The sequence below is a fragment of the Frankia umida genome, from assembly GCF_023242945.1.
Classification (GTDB): domain Bacteria; phylum Actinomycetota; class Actinomycetes; order Frankiales; family Frankiaceae; genus Frankia; species Frankia umida.
The window spans coordinates 24,298-40,810 of sequence record NZ_JALKFT010000003.1 but is presented as its reverse complement, the minus strand read 5'-3'; the positions used below and the strand labels follow the sequence as shown (position 1 = coordinate 40,810).

At 70.9% G+C, this 16,513-nt stretch carries 8 protein-coding genes; 4 read left to right on the top strand and 4 right to left on the bottom strand.

What is annotated here, in order from left to right; genetic code table 11:
- Positions 1-42: 42 nt before the first annotated feature.
- Together ahcY and MXD59_RS03990 are read right to left on the bottom strand one after the other, a co-directional pair.
- A complete protein-coding gene (gene ahcY, locus MXD59_RS03995; RefSeq protein WP_248823487.1) occupies positions 43-1,479 on the bottom strand; it encodes an adenosylhomocysteinase in 1,437 nt (478 codons plus the stop codon).
- A gap of 186 nt (positions 1,480-1,665) precedes the next feature.
- Positions 1,666-4,305, bottom strand: a complete 2,640-nt coding sequence (locus MXD59_RS03990; protein WP_248823486.1) for an efflux RND transporter permease subunit — start codon at positions 4,303-4,305, stop codon at positions 1,666-1,668.
- 854 nt (positions 4,306-5,159) lie between these two features.
- Between MXD59_RS03990 and MXD59_RS03985 the strand changes: the two genes are divergently transcribed.
- Complete coding sequence (locus tag MXD59_RS03985) at positions 5,160-6,224, top strand: phosphatase PAP2 family protein (RefSeq protein ID WP_248823485.1); 1,065 nt, start codon at positions 5,160-5,162, stop codon at positions 6,222-6,224.
- A 26-nt stretch (positions 6,225-6,250) separates the two neighbouring features.
- Here MXD59_RS03985 and MXD59_RS03980 read toward each other — a convergent pair whose 3' ends face one another.
- Positions 6,251-7,471 carry an acetyl-CoA C-acetyltransferase gene (locus MXD59_RS03980; RefSeq protein WP_248823484.1) on the bottom strand — a complete coding sequence of 407 codons (1,221 nt, stop codon included), beginning with the start codon at positions 7,469-7,471 and terminating at the stop codon, positions 6,251-6,253.
- A gap of 375 nt (positions 7,472-7,846) precedes the next feature.
- Here MXD59_RS03980 and MXD59_RS03975 point away from each other — a divergent pair, with 375 nt between their 5' ends.
- Positions 7,847-9,820 carry a C2 family cysteine protease gene (locus MXD59_RS03975; protein ID WP_248823483.1) on the top strand — a complete coding sequence of 658 codons (1,974 nt, stop codon included), beginning with the start codon at positions 7,847-7,849 and terminating at the stop codon, positions 9,818-9,820.
- A gap of 30 nt (positions 9,821-9,850) precedes the next feature.
- Here the strand turns inward: MXD59_RS03975 and MXD59_RS03970 are convergent, their stop codons facing one another.
- Positions 9,851-10,795 carry a universal stress protein gene (locus MXD59_RS03970; RefSeq protein ID WP_248823482.1) on the bottom strand — a complete coding sequence of 315 codons (945 nt, stop codon included), beginning with the start codon at positions 10,793-10,795 and terminating at the stop codon, positions 9,851-9,853.
- A gap of 1,688 nt (positions 10,796-12,483) precedes the next feature.
- Between MXD59_RS03970 and MXD59_RS03965 the strand changes: the two genes are divergently transcribed.
- Both MXD59_RS03965 and MXD59_RS03960 read left to right on the top strand, forming a co-directional pair.
- Positions 12,484-14,403, top strand: coding sequence for a helix-turn-helix domain-containing protein (locus MXD59_RS03965; protein WP_248823481.1), 1,920 nt, complete (start codon positions 12,484-12,486; stop codon positions 14,401-14,403).
- Positions 14,404-14,620: 217 nt separating this feature from the next.
- Entirely contained in the window at positions 14,621-16,510 is a 1,890-nt protein-coding gene (locus MXD59_RS03960) for a GMC oxidoreductase (RefSeq protein ID WP_248823480.1), read from the top strand.
- Positions 16,511-16,513: the final 3 nt, after the last annotated feature.

Sequence of the window (16,513 nt, the reverse complement as noted above, 5' to 3'; positions counted from 1 at the left end):
CCATGGCAGCGGAACCAGCTGTGGACGGCCGACCACGGGCGATCAGTAGCGGTAGTGGTCCGCCTTGTACGGGCCCTCGAGCGGCACGCCGATGTAGTCGGCCTGCTGCTTGGTGAGGGCGGTGAGCTTGACGCCCAGCGCCGACAGGTGCAGGCGGGCGACCTTCTCGTCCAGGTGCTTGGGCAGCACGTAGACGCCGACCGGGTAGCTCTCGGTCTTGGTGAACAGCTCGATCTGCGCGATCACCTGGTTGGTGAAGCTGTTCGACATGACGAAGCTCGGGTGGCCGGTGGCGCAGCCGAGGTTCATCAGGCGGCCCTCGGCGAGCACGATGATCGAGTGCCCGTCCGGGAACACCCACTCGTCGACCTGCGGCTTGATGTTGATCTTCTCGATGCCGGGGGTCTTCGCGAGACCGGCCATGTCGATCTCGTTGTCGAAGTGCCCGATGTTCGACACGATCGCCTGGTGCTTCATCGCGGCCATGTGGTCCGCGCGGATGATGTCGAAGTTGCCCGTGGTGGTGACGAAGATGTCGGCGATGCCGACCACGTCCTCGAGGACGTCGACCTGGAAGCCGTCCATCGCCGCCTGCAGCGCACAGATCGGGTCGATCTCGGTGACGATGACCCGGGCGCCCTGGCCGCGCAGCGCGTCCGCACAGCCCTTGCCGACGTCCCCGTAGCCGGCGACGACGGCGACCTTTCCACCGATCAGGACGTCGGTGGCCCGGTTGAGACCATCGATGACCGAGTGGCGGCAGCCGTACTTGTTGTCGAACTTCGACTTCGTCACCGAGTCGTTGACGTTGATCGCCGGGAACGCGAGCGTGCCGGCCTTCGCCATCTCGTAGAGCCGGTGGACGCCGGTCGTCGTCTCCTCGGTGACGCCCTTGATGGTGCTGGCGGCCTCGGTCCAACGGCCGGGACGCTCGGCGATCGTGCGCCGCAGCGTCTCGAGGATGATCGCGTACTCCTCGTTGTCCGACGGGTCGGTCGCGGGTACCGCGCCGGCCAGCTCGAACTGCGCACCCTTGTGGACGAGCAGGGTCGCGTCCCCACCGTCATCGAGGATCATGTTCGGGGCGCCACCGTCCGGCCAGGCCAGCGCCTGGTCGGTGCACCACCAGTACTCCTCCAGGCTCTCGCCCTTCCAGGCGAAGACCGGGACGCCCTGCGGGTCGTCCTTGGTGCCGTTCGCCCCGACGACGACCGCGGCGGCGGCGTGGTCCTGGGTGGAGAAGATGTTGCAGGAGACCCAGCGGACGTCCGCGCCGAGGGCCACCAGGGTCTCGATGAGCACCGCGGTCTGGATCGTCATGTGCAGGGAGCCCATGATCCGCGCGCCCGCGAGCGGCTGGCTGGCCGCGTATTCGGCGCGTGTGGACATCAGCCCGGGCATCTCGTGCTCGGCAAGCCGGATCTCTTTGCGGCCGAACTCGGCCAGCGCGAGATCCGCGACCTTGAAGTCGAAACTCATGCCCTCTCCTTCGACGCTCGGATGGCTGCCGAGCCTGGGGAATCGGCGTCTCGTCGCCGAGAACACCTGACCTGAGCGTGCCACATGCCGAAGGCGGAGCGAAGACCCGGGCCAGGGTCCTTCACCCCGTCACCCTCTGCTCCCCTCTTTTACCGTCCGTCACCATTTACCGTTCCCGGACGGTCATTACCGTTTCTGGGGGACGATCCGAGCGCCGGCCGACACGGCCGGGCCGGCGGCCGCGGCGGTGGAAGCGCCCTCGGGGGTACCGCCGGGGGTGGTGCCGGCGGAGCCGCGGTGGACCCAGTGGTGCTCGTCCGCCCAGACGAGCAGCGGGGGCAGGACGACGAGGGCGGACAGCAGCGCGACGGCGACGTTGAGGGCGACCAGAAGGCCGAAGTCGCGAAGAAGGGGCAGGGAGCTGAAGGCGAGGACGCCGACACCGATGACGGCGGCCAGGGCCGAGACCGCGAAGGCGCGTCCGGTGCGGCCGGCACTGGTCTCCGCCGCCTCCCGGGGCCCACGGCCACGGGCACGTTCCTCAAGGTGACGGTAGATCAGCAGAGTGGTGAACTCGGTGCACAGAGCGACGATCAGCGGCCCGCTGACGGCGGTCAGCGGACTGAGGTCGACTCCGATGGCCAGCGCGATCAGCGAGCTCAGGCCGACGGCGATCAGGACCGGCACGAGCGAGAGCACCGCCCGGACCAGGCTGAGATGGCACAGCAGCAGCAGCACGAACACGGCGATGAGCGCGTAGTAGGTGAGCTGGGTGCGGTTGTTCTGGAAGGACGCGACCAGGCCGGTGCCGATCACGGCGAGGCCGGACGGGGTCGCCGTGATGCCGGCGGGCGGATGGGTGTTCGTCCGGATGTCGTCGACGACGGCGGCGCGGCGTTCCAGCGAGCCCGAGCCCGTCCGCAGGACGATGTTCATGGCGCCCATGTCAAGGTTGACCGTGCTGCGCTGGATGTCCGGCGGGGCGACGGCGTAGGCGGCGCGGATGTCCTGACCGGTGGGCATCACGATCGAGGTGTTCGGCACCTCGAGCAGGTAGCTGACGATCGTCACCAGGCTGCTGGCGTCGACGAGGTCGGCCGAGTGCGTCGAGAGCTGCCGGTTGGCGAACTGGCCGACGAAGGACGCGGTGGCGTCGTCGAAGACGTTCGGCGAGCGGACGAAGACCCCGAGCTCACTGGCCGAACCGGCGCGCGCCCGCAGAATACCGATGTCCTTGATGACCTGACTGTCCTGGTTGACCCATTTCTCCGGGTCGGTCTGCACGGTCAGCCTGCCGTCCGCGACGATGCCGCCGGCGAAGATGGCCACCGAGGCCAGGACCAGCGGGATCGCGGTGATCTGGGGCAGCCCGCCGAGGCGGATGATCGTCCGGCCAAGGGGGCCGTGGGTGTAGTCGCCCGCGGGTGCGGGGCGGTGGCGCTCGCTGGTGTCCAGAGCGAGGACGAGGAGCAGGGCGGTGGCGATCACGATGACCGGCAGGCCGATCGCGAGCAGCGTGCCGAAGTCCCGGATCATCGGGACCTCGCTGAACTGCAGCGCGCAGAACGACAGCACGGCGGCGATGGTCGCCACCAGCAGGGCGCGGCGCAGTCCCCGCCACGCGGCGGCGACCGGATGGCCGCGGCGGTCGAGCTGCGACTCCTCCTCGATGCGGCTGTGCAGCTGCACGGCGAAGTCGATGCCGACGCCGAGCAGCACCGGCAGACCGGCGATGGTCACCACCGACAACGGCACCCCGATGTATCCGGCCAGGCCGAACGCCCAGATCAGGCCGACCGCGACGACGGCGAGAGGCAGCAGACGGAACCGGACGGCGAACGCGGCGAGCAGCAGCCCGGCCATCAGCGCCAAAGAGATCACGCCCAGGGTGAGGAAGCCACCCCGCAGGTAGTTGTTGATGTTGCGAAGCAGGACCGGTGAGCCGGTGGTCAGCACCGACGCGTGGTCGAAGGTCTCGCCGGCGATGGCCCGCTCGACGACGTGGGCACCATCACCCTGTTCACGCAGGGACGCGTTGCCGGTCAGCCGAGTGATCATCTGCGCCGTCGAGGTGGACGGGAAGAACGGGCGCAGCGACTTGCGGATCGCACCGGTGTTGTCGTGGAGCAGGACGTCGATCCAGGCGGGGTTGCCCAGCGTGCGGGCGGCCACCGGGACGGCCTGGACGCGGGCGAGGGTGCGCAGCGAGTCGGCGAGGCGCCGGTCGGCCGAGTCCCTGTCGGTGTCCCGCGCCTGCGCGCCGAGCAGCATCTTCGCCGCCGGGCTGGTCAGCGGGTCGCCGCCGGTACCGCGCACCAGGTTGTCGGTGAACTCCAGCGCGGTCAGCGGGGTGATGACCGAGGAGATGTGCGGGTCGGCGTCGAGGTCGCGCTGCAGCTTGCGGAACTGGGCGATGTTGCGTGGGGTGAACAGGTCCGCGGTGTGACTGCCCGGCGCCACCGTGAACAGCGTGATCATCGCCTCGCCACCGAACAACGACTGGTACTCGACGTTGTCCTTGGCGATGCGGGAGTCACTGTTGAGGTAGTTGTCCTGGCTGGTGGTGAACTCCAGGCGGGTCAGGCCGAAGCCGAGGATCGCCGTGACGATCAGGGCCGCCACGGCGGCGAGACCGGTGCGCCGTCCGGCCGACCCGCTGCCCGGGGCCGATCCATCTGTCGGGGCCGACCTGCCTGGGGACGACCCGCCTGCCGGGGCCGGCGCGGCTGTCGAGACCGGCGCGGCTGTCGGGGCCGGCACGCCGGGTGGGGCGGACGCGCCGAGTGGGGCCGGCGAGTCGCCAGCCGAACTGGTGTTCTGGGACATCAGGCACGCTCCGGAGTCAACAGTGGCCCCCGGAACAGCGCGCACTGCGACATCCGGTCCGACGGCGTACCTCAGGATGTATAGCGTAGGTCACATCGCGGGCGGGAGTCCCGGGCATCAATCTTTTCCGACTTCTTTTTGTGTCTGGTCAGACACGAAATGTAGTTTTATATGGATAGTTCGCTGCCATCGATATACGCGGCGCATCCGATCGCGCCCTCATGCGGCCTGAAGGTGCCCCCCCATGCGAAAGCGGTGGCGCTGTGCCACCACGTGACCTGTCCCTGCTGCCAAGGGCGCCAGCCTCGACCCGTGGTCGGTCGCGGATGGACCCTCGGGCCGAGACCGTAAGGCCTGCGGGGCCGAAAGCGTGGTTCCCGGGGCGCCTTCGGGCCGCCGTGGGGTGCCATGGGCCGCGTGCGGGCGGCGGGCGCCAGGTCGTGACTGTGAGTGGGCAACACCTGGCCGCGCCGTGGCGGATCGGGTCGCGCGTGGGCCGCGAGTCGGGTCGCACCGTGGGTGCGCTTTGGTGGGGCGGGGTTCACATCCGGGGATCTCGCCGGAGTCGGGAATCCGACAGGGTGAACGAACCGGGCCGCGTCGTCCCGGAATCGATGATCTCTGGTTCCTCGTTGTTAATCTGCGGGTAAGCGGGGAAAAAGCGACCTGGACAGTTCGCCCTGTGTTGGACGCATCGGGCATGCGGTGATGGGCGGAAGTCGAGGAAAGATCCCGGACTGAGCCGTATCTCACACGCAGTTCGCTGTCGCCCTTACCGATCGGTCGGTAGGAACGAAGAGGCAGGTGAACGGGACGTGTCCTGATGGGGAGGCGCGGATGCTGCGGAGCTGCAGATGGTGAGCGCAACGGGCCAGGTGTTCCCGAACGAACGGCACCAGGGTGGGCGGGTCGTTGACCTGCTACGGGCGAGTATTTTCGTCCTCGGTCAGGTAGTTCTGCTGGGGTCGCTGTACGTGCTGTACGACCTCGGTCGCCACCTCGCCACCGGTCGTGAGCTGGAGGCGCTGCGGCACTCCGTCGACGTCTGGAACCTCGAGCGACTTTTTGATCTCCCGGATGAGGCTTCGCTGCAGGCGTTGGCGATGCGTTCCACCCGGCTGCTGGAGCTGGCGAACCGCTTCTACGTGACCGTGCACTTTCCCGCGGCGATCACGTTCCTGCTCTGGGTTCTGCTCTTTCAGCGTCACGCCTGGCGCCGGGTACGGACTGTCATTGCCGTCTCCACCGGCGTGGCCCTGATGATTCACATCGCCTATCCGCTGGCGCCACCGAGGTACCTGCCGCGCGTACTGCCCCAGGTCAACCTGATCGACACCGGCGCCGTGATCGGCCCTTCGCCCTACGGCCCCCATGACACCGTCGCCAACCAGTACGCGGCGATGCCGAGCCTGCACATCGGATGGGCGATCCTCGAGGCCTGGGGCGTGATCACCATTCTGCGCATCCGCGCCCGATGGCTCGCGCTGATTCACCCGATCATCACGACCATCGTGGTGGTCATCACCGCGAACCACTACTGGCTGGACGGCATCATCGGCGGCGGCCTGGTCGTGGCGGCGGTCCAGCTCACCCGCCCGGAGGTGCAGTCCCGGATCCGACTGTGGGCGATCATGCTCCACCTGCCGGTCGGCGCACCGCAGGCGGCCGTGGCAGGCAGCGGTTCGGTGTCGTCCCCGCTGCCGTCGCCTCGCCGGCCGGCCTCATCCATGTCGACCGTGCCCAGTCGAACCGCGATGTCCGCCTCCGCCTCGGCGGCCGCGACCTGCGGCCCACCCTCCGCCCCTCCACCGACATCGACGGAATCACCCTCGGCGTCCACATCGTCACCATCCTCCGCGTCGATGTCGTCGACAGCTGAGCCGGTCAGACGGGTCGACTCGACGGGCCCGGCAGGCTAGATCGCTGTCCATGCGTGCTCGGGACCTCAGGAGAGCCGCTCGATGATCAGGGCCATGCCCTGGCCCCCGCCGATGCAGGTGGTCTCCAGGCCGATCGTCGTGTCGGTGGTGCGCAGTCCGTTGACCAGCGTGGTCAGCAGGCGGGCACCGGTCATGCCGAACGGGTGGCCCAGGGCGATGGCGCCGCCATGCACGTTCAGTCGGTCGAGGTCGATACCGAGCTGACGGTAGGACGGGATGACCTGGGCGGCGAACGCCTCGTTGATCTCCACGAGGTCGACGTCGTCAATGGTCATCCCGGCGCGGGCCAGCGCCCGTCGGGTGGCCTCGACCGGACCGAGGCCCATGATCTCCGGTGACAGTCCGCTCACGCCGCTGGCTATCACCCGGGCAATCGGAGTGATGCCGAGTTGCCGGGCCCGTGTGTCACTCATCACGACGACGGCGGCGGCTCCGTCGTTCAGCGGGCAGGCGTTGCCCGCGGTCACCGTGCCGTCCGGGCGGAACACCGGGTGCAGTGCCGCGAGTGCCTCGAGGGTGGTGCCGGGGCGAGGGCCGTCGTCGGCGTCGACGACCGTGCCATCGGGCAGCTGCACGGGGGTGATCTCCCGCTTGAAGAAGCCGGCGTTGATCGCCTTCTCGGCGAGATTCTGCGACCGGCAGGCGAACGCGTCCTGCTCAACCCGTCCGACCCCGGTGAGCTGGGCGACGTTCTCCGCCGTCTGCCCCATGGCCATGTAGACGTCCGGGAGTTCGCCCCGACCGCGCGGGTCGGTCCACGGGGGGGCGCCGCCGCCGGCCCGGGCGGCCGTGTGACCCTGCGCGCCGGCATAACCGGGATTCTGCGTGCCGGGCAGGTTGTCGCTGTTACCGCGAACGTATCCGCTGACCACCTCCACACCGGCGGCGACGAAGACGTCCCCCTCCCCGGCTCGCACCGCGTGCATCGCCATCTGGACGGCCTGCATCGACGACGCGCAGTAGCGGGCGACGGTCGTGCCCGGCACGTTGTCGAGCCCGAGGGCGACCGCGACCACGCGGCCGATGTTGTGGCCCTGTTCGCCGCCCGGCAGACCACAGCCGAGTATCAGATCGTCGATCTGGTGCGGGTCCAGCATCGGGATCTGGTCGAGGACGGCTCGCACGATCGTGGCGGCCAGATCGTCGGCCCGCAGACCCCGCAGCGAGCCCTTGAACGCTCGTCCGATCGGCGAACGGGCAGCGGCGACGACGACTGCGTCGGGCATGACCGACCTCCCCATCCTTGCCTGACCCGTCGGGTGGAACCGGGTCCGGCCGCTCGTCCTCGGCGCTGTGTTCGCGTGATTGCGGACGGACGGAACAAATGATCGAAACTGTAGCGCGATGACCACTCCTGGGTCGCCTGACGCGAGCCCGGGGGACGCCACCTGCCCGGCTGCGATCTACCCTCAACCGATCGGAACGGAACGAATAGGACCGCCGTCGGACCATTCACGGATCACTGACGGGGCCAGTAAAGGACAACTCGCCCCGACCGACCGACCGACCGCGCCGTCGGACGTCGGACGTCGAACGGACGCGGTCGCCGATCGGTGCGGGCGCGGTGCCCGGCCGGGGAGGACGCGCGGAGGGCGTGGGCGATGGACATCGCGTTTGGTGCTGGTGCTGGTGCTGGTGTCGAGGCGGTGCGGGCGGTGCGGGCGGTGCGGTGCGCGCGGGAGCTCGCCGGCTGCGCGGCCGAACTGCGCCGGCAGGCGTCCGAGGCGTCGGCGATCGCGGAGACGCTGGTGGACACCGCGCTTGTCGGGGCGGACGTGCCGGCCCGGTCGGGTGAGGGCCGCGTGTCGCGGAGGGGCTCCCCACTCACGGATCGGCTGCGTGCGGCGATGGCGTCATGGCGCGAGCAGTTCGCCCTGAGCGCCGAGGCACTGCACGGCCTGGCGAGCCGGCTGGACCAGACGACCGCGGCCATGCCGGCACGTCAGCCGTGGCCCCCGCCGCTGTCGGCGATCGCGGCGGCCAGAGTCGTGGCGATGCCGTGGCCCGTGGTGACGGCCGTGGCGTCGCAACCGACCGTGGCACTGGAACCGGCTGGGGTATCGGAACCGAACGGGGTGATCCTGCTGATCCCGGACGAACTGGCGGTCTGCGCTGCTCGGCTGCGTTCCGTCAGCGGGCGTGCCGAGGCCCTCGAACGGGCGGTGGCTGGATCGATGGGTCGAGCCGAGCAGGTCCTGCGCGACGCCGCGACGCCACCACCGATCACACCGATGTCGGTGGAGGTGCTGCGGGAGACGACCGGACGGGGGCTGAGGGTGGCCTCGGTGGGGGCGTTCGCGGCCGCCGTCGATCTGGAGGGCAGGCTGGTTCGGCTGGCCGACGGGCCGTTCGCGTCCCGGCCCACGCCGGCCGGTGCGGGTTCGGCGCTGGCGATCGCGGCGGGGCTGCTGGCGGCGGTCGATGCGACCACCTCGGGGCGGTCCCGGGGTCGCTCGGCCTCGGCGACGCTGCGCGCCACCCGGGCCGCACTCGCTGGCCTGCCACCGGTGACACGAGCGGCGGTGATCAGTCAGCTGCGTGGGGCCGGGCTCGCTGCCCTTGGCGCGCAGGCGCGCCGGCTGCTCGCGGCTTCCAGCCGGCTGGCGGATCCGTCCGAACTGGGCACTGTGGCGCAGGCGATCGAGCTGGCCGGGCTCGCCGATGACCTGCTCGCGTCCGCGCCACGCGAGATGATCGACGAGCTCGTCCGGGCGCTGCCCTGGCTCGAGCCGGCGCCACCGACCGTGCCCGCCACCTGGTCGGCGTCACTGTCTCCGGCCCCGCGACCGGCCACCCCGCCGTCACCAGCCCCGCGACCGGCCGGGACGCCATCGGCGCCGGTGTGGGCGGATCGCTCGTCCGAACCGTTGGTGCGCGACGGGATCGGGCCGGACGATGTCGGCCAGGGGACGGTGCCCGACTGCTACCTCGCGGCCGCGCTGGTCGGCTTCGCCGCGCAGGACCCGGACCGGCTGGCCACGGGCATCCGGCGCAATCCGAACGGCACGGCCACCGTCACGCTGCACCCGGGTGCGGATCGCGGTGATGGTGCCACACCCACGAACGTCACGCCCACGAACATCACGGTCACGGCGAACCTGGCACAGGGGCTCGTCCGGATGCGACGGGACGGTCCGGTCGGCAGGCAGGAACTGGCGGTGGACGCGGACAACGCCGACGGCCGCGGTGAACTGTGGCCGGCACTGTACGAGAAGGCGTTCGCCCGGCTGCGTGGCGGTTATCCCGCGTTGGGCTACGGCAGCACCGTCGCGGCGCTCAGCACGCTCACCGGGCATCGGGCCAGCTGGCGCGACGCGCGGCGGATCGGCTCGGACGACCTCGCCGCCGCGCTGGGAGAGGGCGAGGTCGTCCTGGTCACCACCCGCGAGCGGACCAGGCCGGCGGGGCTGGTCGCGGCGCACGCGTACGCCGTCCTCGCGGTGGACAGCGCGCGGGGGCAGGTGTTGTTGCGTAACCCCTGGGATCCGTCGGCGGGCGAGACCAACGAACGGTGGTACGACTGGACCACGGTGCGCGGGGACGTGCGCACCGTGGTCCGCGGCGCCACGAGGTAGGCCGGCCGGGTCGGAGGGGGCGGTTCGGGCTCAGGGTGAGCGGATGATCGCCACCGGTACGGCCGAGTGGATCATGCATTGGTGGCTGACCGAGCCCAACAGCAGCTCGGCGAACCCACCGTGACCGCGGGCACCGACGACCACCAGGTCGCACTCCTTGCCGGCGGCGAGCAGCGCCTGGCTCGGCGAGCACGGGACGGTCCGTCGCTGCGGCCGCAGACCCGCCGGCAGTTCGTCGTGGACCCTGGCGATCGCCTCGTCGAGAACGGTGGCCGCCTGGTCGCCGAGCACCTGCGTGATCTCGACCGGGGTCGCGGCGAACGGCACCGGCAGCGCCGCGAACCAGGCGTGCACGGCGATCAGCTCGACGCCGCGCAGGTCGGCCTCGGCGGCGGCCCACACCAGCGCCGCCAGCGAGTTCGGTGACCCGTCCACGCCGACGACGACGGGACGCGACTGCTGGAGGAAGCCGTGGCCGGGCTGGTCGTTGCCACCCCGGGCGATCACGACGGGCACCGGTGCGTGCACGGCCACCGAGGTGCTGACCGCGCCGACCCGTAGCCGGTGCAGCAGACCGCGACCGCGGGCACCGACCACGATCATCCGGGCATCGTGCCCCACGGTGAGCAGCGCCTGCGCCCCCGGCTGGTCGACGACCTCCTCGACCACCGCCACGGGTGCCACCGCGACGGATGCGGCGGCGGCCACTCTCGCTGTCGCCACTGGTGTCGACGTCGCTGCTGCTGCGGCTGGGGCCGCCGCGATGGCCTCGGTGACGCTGCGATGAAGTAGATGGGCGGCCTGTTCGGCCACCTCATCGGCGGAGTGTGGCCAGATCGGCTCCGGCGTGCCCGAACCGATGCCGATCACGGCGCGAACCGTGCAGCTGTGCCGTCGCGCCTCGGCCAGGGCCCAGTCCAAGGCCACCCGGGAGCCGGCCGAACCGTCGACTCCGACCACGATGTCGTCGTTCACGCGCGGCCTCCTCACGGTCGCCGGACATGGATCGCCGGTGGTCCCGCCGTCACCCGATCGATACCCGGACCTGGCCGGCGGGAACCCGACACCCCCGACCTGGGGCATGCACCGGCCGGGGGCCGACGGACCCGGTGCGGCCGGTCGAGTTGCGGGTCTGGTGTGGTGGATGGGTGTGGTGGCCGGGTGGGCGTCCCGGGACCACGGTGGTGTGTCCTTGCCCCTCGGCTGGCAGCCGATGGGTTGGCCGCGGGGGGAAGGCCTGCCGGAGGGGTCGGCCCGGTCCGCTGCCATCCAGCGGCGAATCCGATGGGTGAGCATGGTTTTGGCGCATCCCGGAGCTACGCACAACACGGCGTTCCCACCAGATCACGTAGCCCTTGCCCGTTGATGATGCGAGGTTGTGCGCGGGCGGCGCGCAATACGCCTGATCGGCCGGAATGTCCAGGCTCTGTCCGCAATCGAGGGCACTTGCACCAAGAACATTTCGGACGGAGGAGGAAACGTCCTCCGGCCCCGTCGGGTCGTCACCGATCTTCGACGCACCGTGCCCACCCTGGTTGAGAGGGACGGATCCCGCCGCCGCGCGCGGCACCCGTTCCTGGTGTCCGTCGATCGGTCGTTGGTATTCGAACCCGGGCCGGATCGGTGTGATCGACCGGCAGTGTGCGGTGGGTCGACAAAGGACGAGGTGCGCCGTCCGGGGTGATCGAGGGGGAGCCGTCCAGGGTGCGGGCCGTGGTCTTTTTTCCGGCTGACCTGAACGGCTTTTACGGACTGTTCCGATGGGACCGGGCGGGATCGCGCCACCTGCGCCGCTGGCCCTGATTCACCGTCGGCCGGGTGCCGGTCGCGGAACGGGCCGAGCGGGTACGGCCGACGGACGGGCGGGTGTCACCGGGGCGGTGATCTGGCCGGCTGGCCGGCGGCCTGGCCGTCCGACGTCGGGGTGTGCCGGTGGGGCGGCGTGATCGGTGGGCCATGAACCGGTGGCCCACCGCGGGGATGGCCGGTCGGGTGTCGGGGTGGGGCCGAGGCACCGACGGAACCGTTCGGTGCTTTCCGTCGACTGATCGCTCCAGGTCGGTCTGGCGACCCAGGATTCCGCTGTTACCCGTGCACCCCTCGACGCCTTGTCGACATGATTTAAATTTTTCTCTCCTGCGTCGGATCGACCTCGCCTGATTCGGCGTTCGGGGTGACAGTCAAGTGTTTCGATGGTTGATTTTGATGAATGCTCGTGGTCTCGATGTGGTCGCCTGGAATTCTTTTTGCTGCGAAGCAGTCACCGGATGTTTGATGTTTCTGTCACACCACGACCACCCAACGGCGGTGATGGAGTCATGTCCTCTTCATGTGAGCGTGGTGGCTCCCCGCAGGAGCCCCATGATGCGGTGCGGAGTACGGTGCCTGAACACACGTCGACCCGCCCGCCCCCCGTCGATCCCGTTCCGTCGGGCTCGATCCCCGGACACCCGGTCCCTGCCCAGTCGGACCCGGGCCGTTCGTCAGCTCCACGTGACAGTGTGGCGCCGGGCGACGGTACGGCTTTGAGTAACGGTGCAGCTGCACGTGGCAGTGCGGCATCGCCGGGCAGCGCGGTATCGAGTGGCAGCGCGGCATCGAGTGGCAGCGCGGCATCGAGTGACAGTGCGGCATCGAGTGACAGCGTCGAGGGAAGGAGGCCCGTGCCGTCGGACACCATCCAGCTCGCCATCCCTGGTGCGCTGGTCTCCGTCCGAGTGGCGCAGGACTCCGGGACGCTGATCGGTGATCGCATCGGATGGCAGCGGGCCATCCTGCGGGCCGGCCTACCGTCCGCGGCGAAGCTCGTCGCCTGCACGATGGCCAGCCATCTCGCCGAGACGCCGTCGAGCGTTCCCGACGGCGTGGCCGTGAGCGGCCCAGGGCTGCGCACACTCATGGACCAGACCGGTTACAGCCGGACCCACGTGCAACGACAGGCGTCACGCCTGCGCCAGACGGGCTGGCTGACCACGGTGGCCCGCCCGTCCGCCGGGCGGATGACCCGGTTCGCCCTGACGATCCCCGACTCGGCGGTGGAGTCCGGCCTCGTCCGGCTGGTCGAGAGTCCGCCGGTGGCCAGCGCCGAACGGTCGTCGGCGGCGAACGCCGCACCCGGCGGGCCTGGCCCAGGCGGTGCCGGGGCAGGCAGCGTCCACCGGGCAGGCGGTACGAGCGGCCCCCCGGGTGGCGACAGTGACGGGGCTGACACCTCCGTCGCCTCGTCCGCTCCCGGCGCCGCCCCTGCCTCCGGCTCCGGCTCCGGTGGAATCGGGGCAGGCCATGGCGGTCGGCTGCGTGGCACCGGCGCGGCAGCGGCGGGCGGACCGACCCGGCGGCACAGTCGCCGTGGCCGGTTGGGCTCGCGTAGCTGGGCCGGCGCACGCCGCCGTAGCCGCGTGATGGCAGCGGTGGGCTCCGACGCCGCGATGGTTCCGGACGCCGCGATGGTTCCGGACGCCGCGATGGTTCCGGACAGCACCGTGCCTTCTGACGCCACGCTGGGCGCTGACGTGACGGTGGGTGCTGACACCGCGCTCGGTGCTGACGTGACGCTCGGTGCTGACACCGCGCTCGGTGCCGGGATGCCACCGGGGTCCGAGACGCTTGCCTCCGTGCCCGACACCGACGCGCGGCCGCTGGCCGACGTCGTCAAGGACATGCCGGCCAGGGCGGCTGGCGCCGAGGTGACCACGCTCTCCGACGCCGAGCCGGTCCACGAAGCGCCTGCCGGGTCGACCGCGCCTGCCGAGCTGACCGTGCCTGCCGGATCGACCGAGAGTGCCGAGCCCGCCGGGTCCGCGGAGGGTGAGGTGGTCGACCCGTCGGTGCCGAGCATCCCGCTGCCGCCGCCATCGCCGACGGCGCTGACGCTCGCGGCCACCCAGGTGATCAACGTGCTGGCGAACGCGATGCGGCGGTCGACGTCGGACTACGTCTCGCTCCTCGCCAAGCTGGAGGTCATCTTCGACGAGGACAACTGGGACCCGGTCACGCTGGCGCTGCACCTTGTTCACATCATCAGCACCGGAGTGCTGGTCGGGGACGGCGACGAGATCGACAACCTGTCCTGGCGACTTGACCGGCTGCCGCGTTCCTCGGCGGAGTGCGAGTGCCGGTCCTGCATCGAACAGCGGGCCGAGAAGCTCCGGGCCGCCGCTGCCGCCCGGGCGGCGCAGACGGATCAGGCGCGCCCATCGGCCTACGCCGACATGGGCGTCGACGGCACGTGGACGCCCACCGCCAGGCCGGCGGCGATCAGCCCGGCCACTCTGCGCACCGGTTCGCCCAGGGGTGCAAGCTCGAAGTACGCGAACGTCGGCGCAGTGCGGACCAGAGCGCCCCACGGCACGCCCCCCGCCAGCGCGGTGCGCTCGGAGCATCCCGCGCCGGTCGAGGTCCCGCTCCCGCCGATCGAGGAGATCGAACGAGCGGCTCAGGTGGGCCTGGAGGCACGGGCACGCGCCCAGGCCGCCGCCGCCCAGGCCGCCGCCCGCACCGAGGCCGTCCTGAGCGGCACCGCCCCCGCCTCCCATGGGGACGCACACATGCTGGAACGCCGCGACCCCAGCAGCGCGGCCTGACCTCACGTACCGCGACCTGCCAGGCCCTGGCCTCCCCGGGCCCGACCTCCCCGGCCGCGAGTTTTCGGGTCGCCGAGCGTTACGGCGTCGGCGTCGCGGTCGGGGAACGTAGTCGGACGGCGCGTCGTTGACGTCATCGCGGGTCGACCGGTGCGCCGTGGTGGGGTCGGATCGGCACGTCAGGGGTGGGCGGCAGCGAGCGCGGTAGGTGGCGAGCATGGCGATCGGTCCGTTCCGAAGGCGTCCTGACCCCCGGGTCGGCGGGCCCGCCGAAGCCAGCGACGAGACCGGGCCGGACGGCGAGGGCACGTCCGGCATCGATGTGGTTGTGATCGGTAGCGGTTTCGGGGGAAGCGTCAGCGCACTTCGGCTGGCGGAGAAGGGGTACCGGGTCCTCGTGGTGGAGGCGGGGCGCCGCTTCACGGCGGAGACGCTGCCCCGCACCAACTGGGATCTGCGGCGATACCTGTGGCTGCCGCAGATCGGCTGCCGCGGGATTCAGAAGATCACGTGGCTGGGGCGGGTGCTCGTCCTGTCCGGGACGGCGGTGGGCGGCGGCTCGGTGGTCTACGCGAACACGCTGTACCGGCCGCTCGACGCGTTCTACACCGATCCGCAGTGGCGGGACATCACCGACTGGCGGGCGGAACTCGCGCCCCACTACGACCAGGCCGAACGGATGCTGGGGGTGGTGGCGAACCCGTCCACGACCTACGCCGACGAGGTGTTCCGCGGCGTCGCCGAGGAGCTCGGCGTCGGTGCGAGCTGCGGGCCGGCCCGCGTGGGGGTGTTCTTCGGGCGGGACGGGCAGCAGGAGCCGGGCGTCACCGTGGCCGACCCGTACTTCGGTGGGGCCGGCCCGAGCCGGACGGGCTGCGTCGAGTGCGGCGAGTGCATGACGGGCTGCCGTCGCGGTGCCAAGAACAGCCTGGACCGCAACTACCTGTGGCTCGCCGAGCGGGCCGGCGCCCGCATCCTCGCCGACACGACGGTGACCGCGGTGCGTCCCCGGCCAGGTGGCGGCTACGAGATCGACATTGTCACGGCACCCGTCCGGGACGCGCGTCAGCGTGCCGCGGCCGGCCGAGACACCGGCCTGGCGGGCTGGTGGCGGCGCCCGCGGCAGCGGCGCCAACAACGCCAGCAGCGGACGTTGGTCACGGAGCAGGTGGTGTTCGCCGCAGGCACCCTGGGCACCCAGCGGTTGCTGCACCTCGGGCGTGAGCGGGGGGACCTGCCGGGGCTGTCGGATCGGCTGGGGGAGCTCACCCGGACGAACTCCGAGTCGATCCTCGGAGCGAGCCGGCACCGCGCGGACCGTCGGGTCACCCAGGGTGTCGCGATCACGTCGTCGTTCTATCCGGACGACCACACCCACGTGGAACCCGTCCGCTACGGGCGAGGTAGCAACCTGATGGCCCTGTTCAGCCTGCCCATGACGGACGGGGGCGGCCGATGGCCGCGCTGGCTGAAGGTGCTGCGGAAGATCGCCGTCCATCCGTACCAGGCGATGGCCGGGCTGCCGTGGCGCTGGTCCGAACGGACCATGATCGTGCTGGTCATGCAGGCGCAGAACAACTCGCTGACGGTGCGTCTGCGCCAGGGCCCGCTCGGGCTACGGTGGCTGACCAGCGGGCAGGGCCACGGCGAGCCGAACCCGTCCTGGCTGCCGGCCGGCAACGACGCCGCCCGCCGGGTCGCCGACCGGATCGGCGGACATCCGCGCGGTTTCATCGGTGAACTCGTGGACGTCCCCCTGACCGCGCACATCCTCGGCGGTGCGGTCATCGGCACCGACCCCACCCAGGGCGTGATCGATCCCTACCACCGGGTGTTCGGGCATCCGGGCCTGCACGTGGTCGACGGTGCCGCCGTCACGGCGAACATCGGGGCGAACCCCTCGTTGACGATCACCGCCCAGGCCGAACGGGCCATGGCGTTCTGGCCCAACCGGGGCGAGGTCGATCCACGTCCGCCGCTGGGTGAGTCCTACCAGCGGGTCGAGCCGCCCGAACCGGCCCGGCCGGCCGTGCCCTCGTCCGCTCCCGGTGCCTACCGGCGGCGACTGCCGTTGTTCGCCAGCACCGACACACCGGGAGACCGCTGAGCG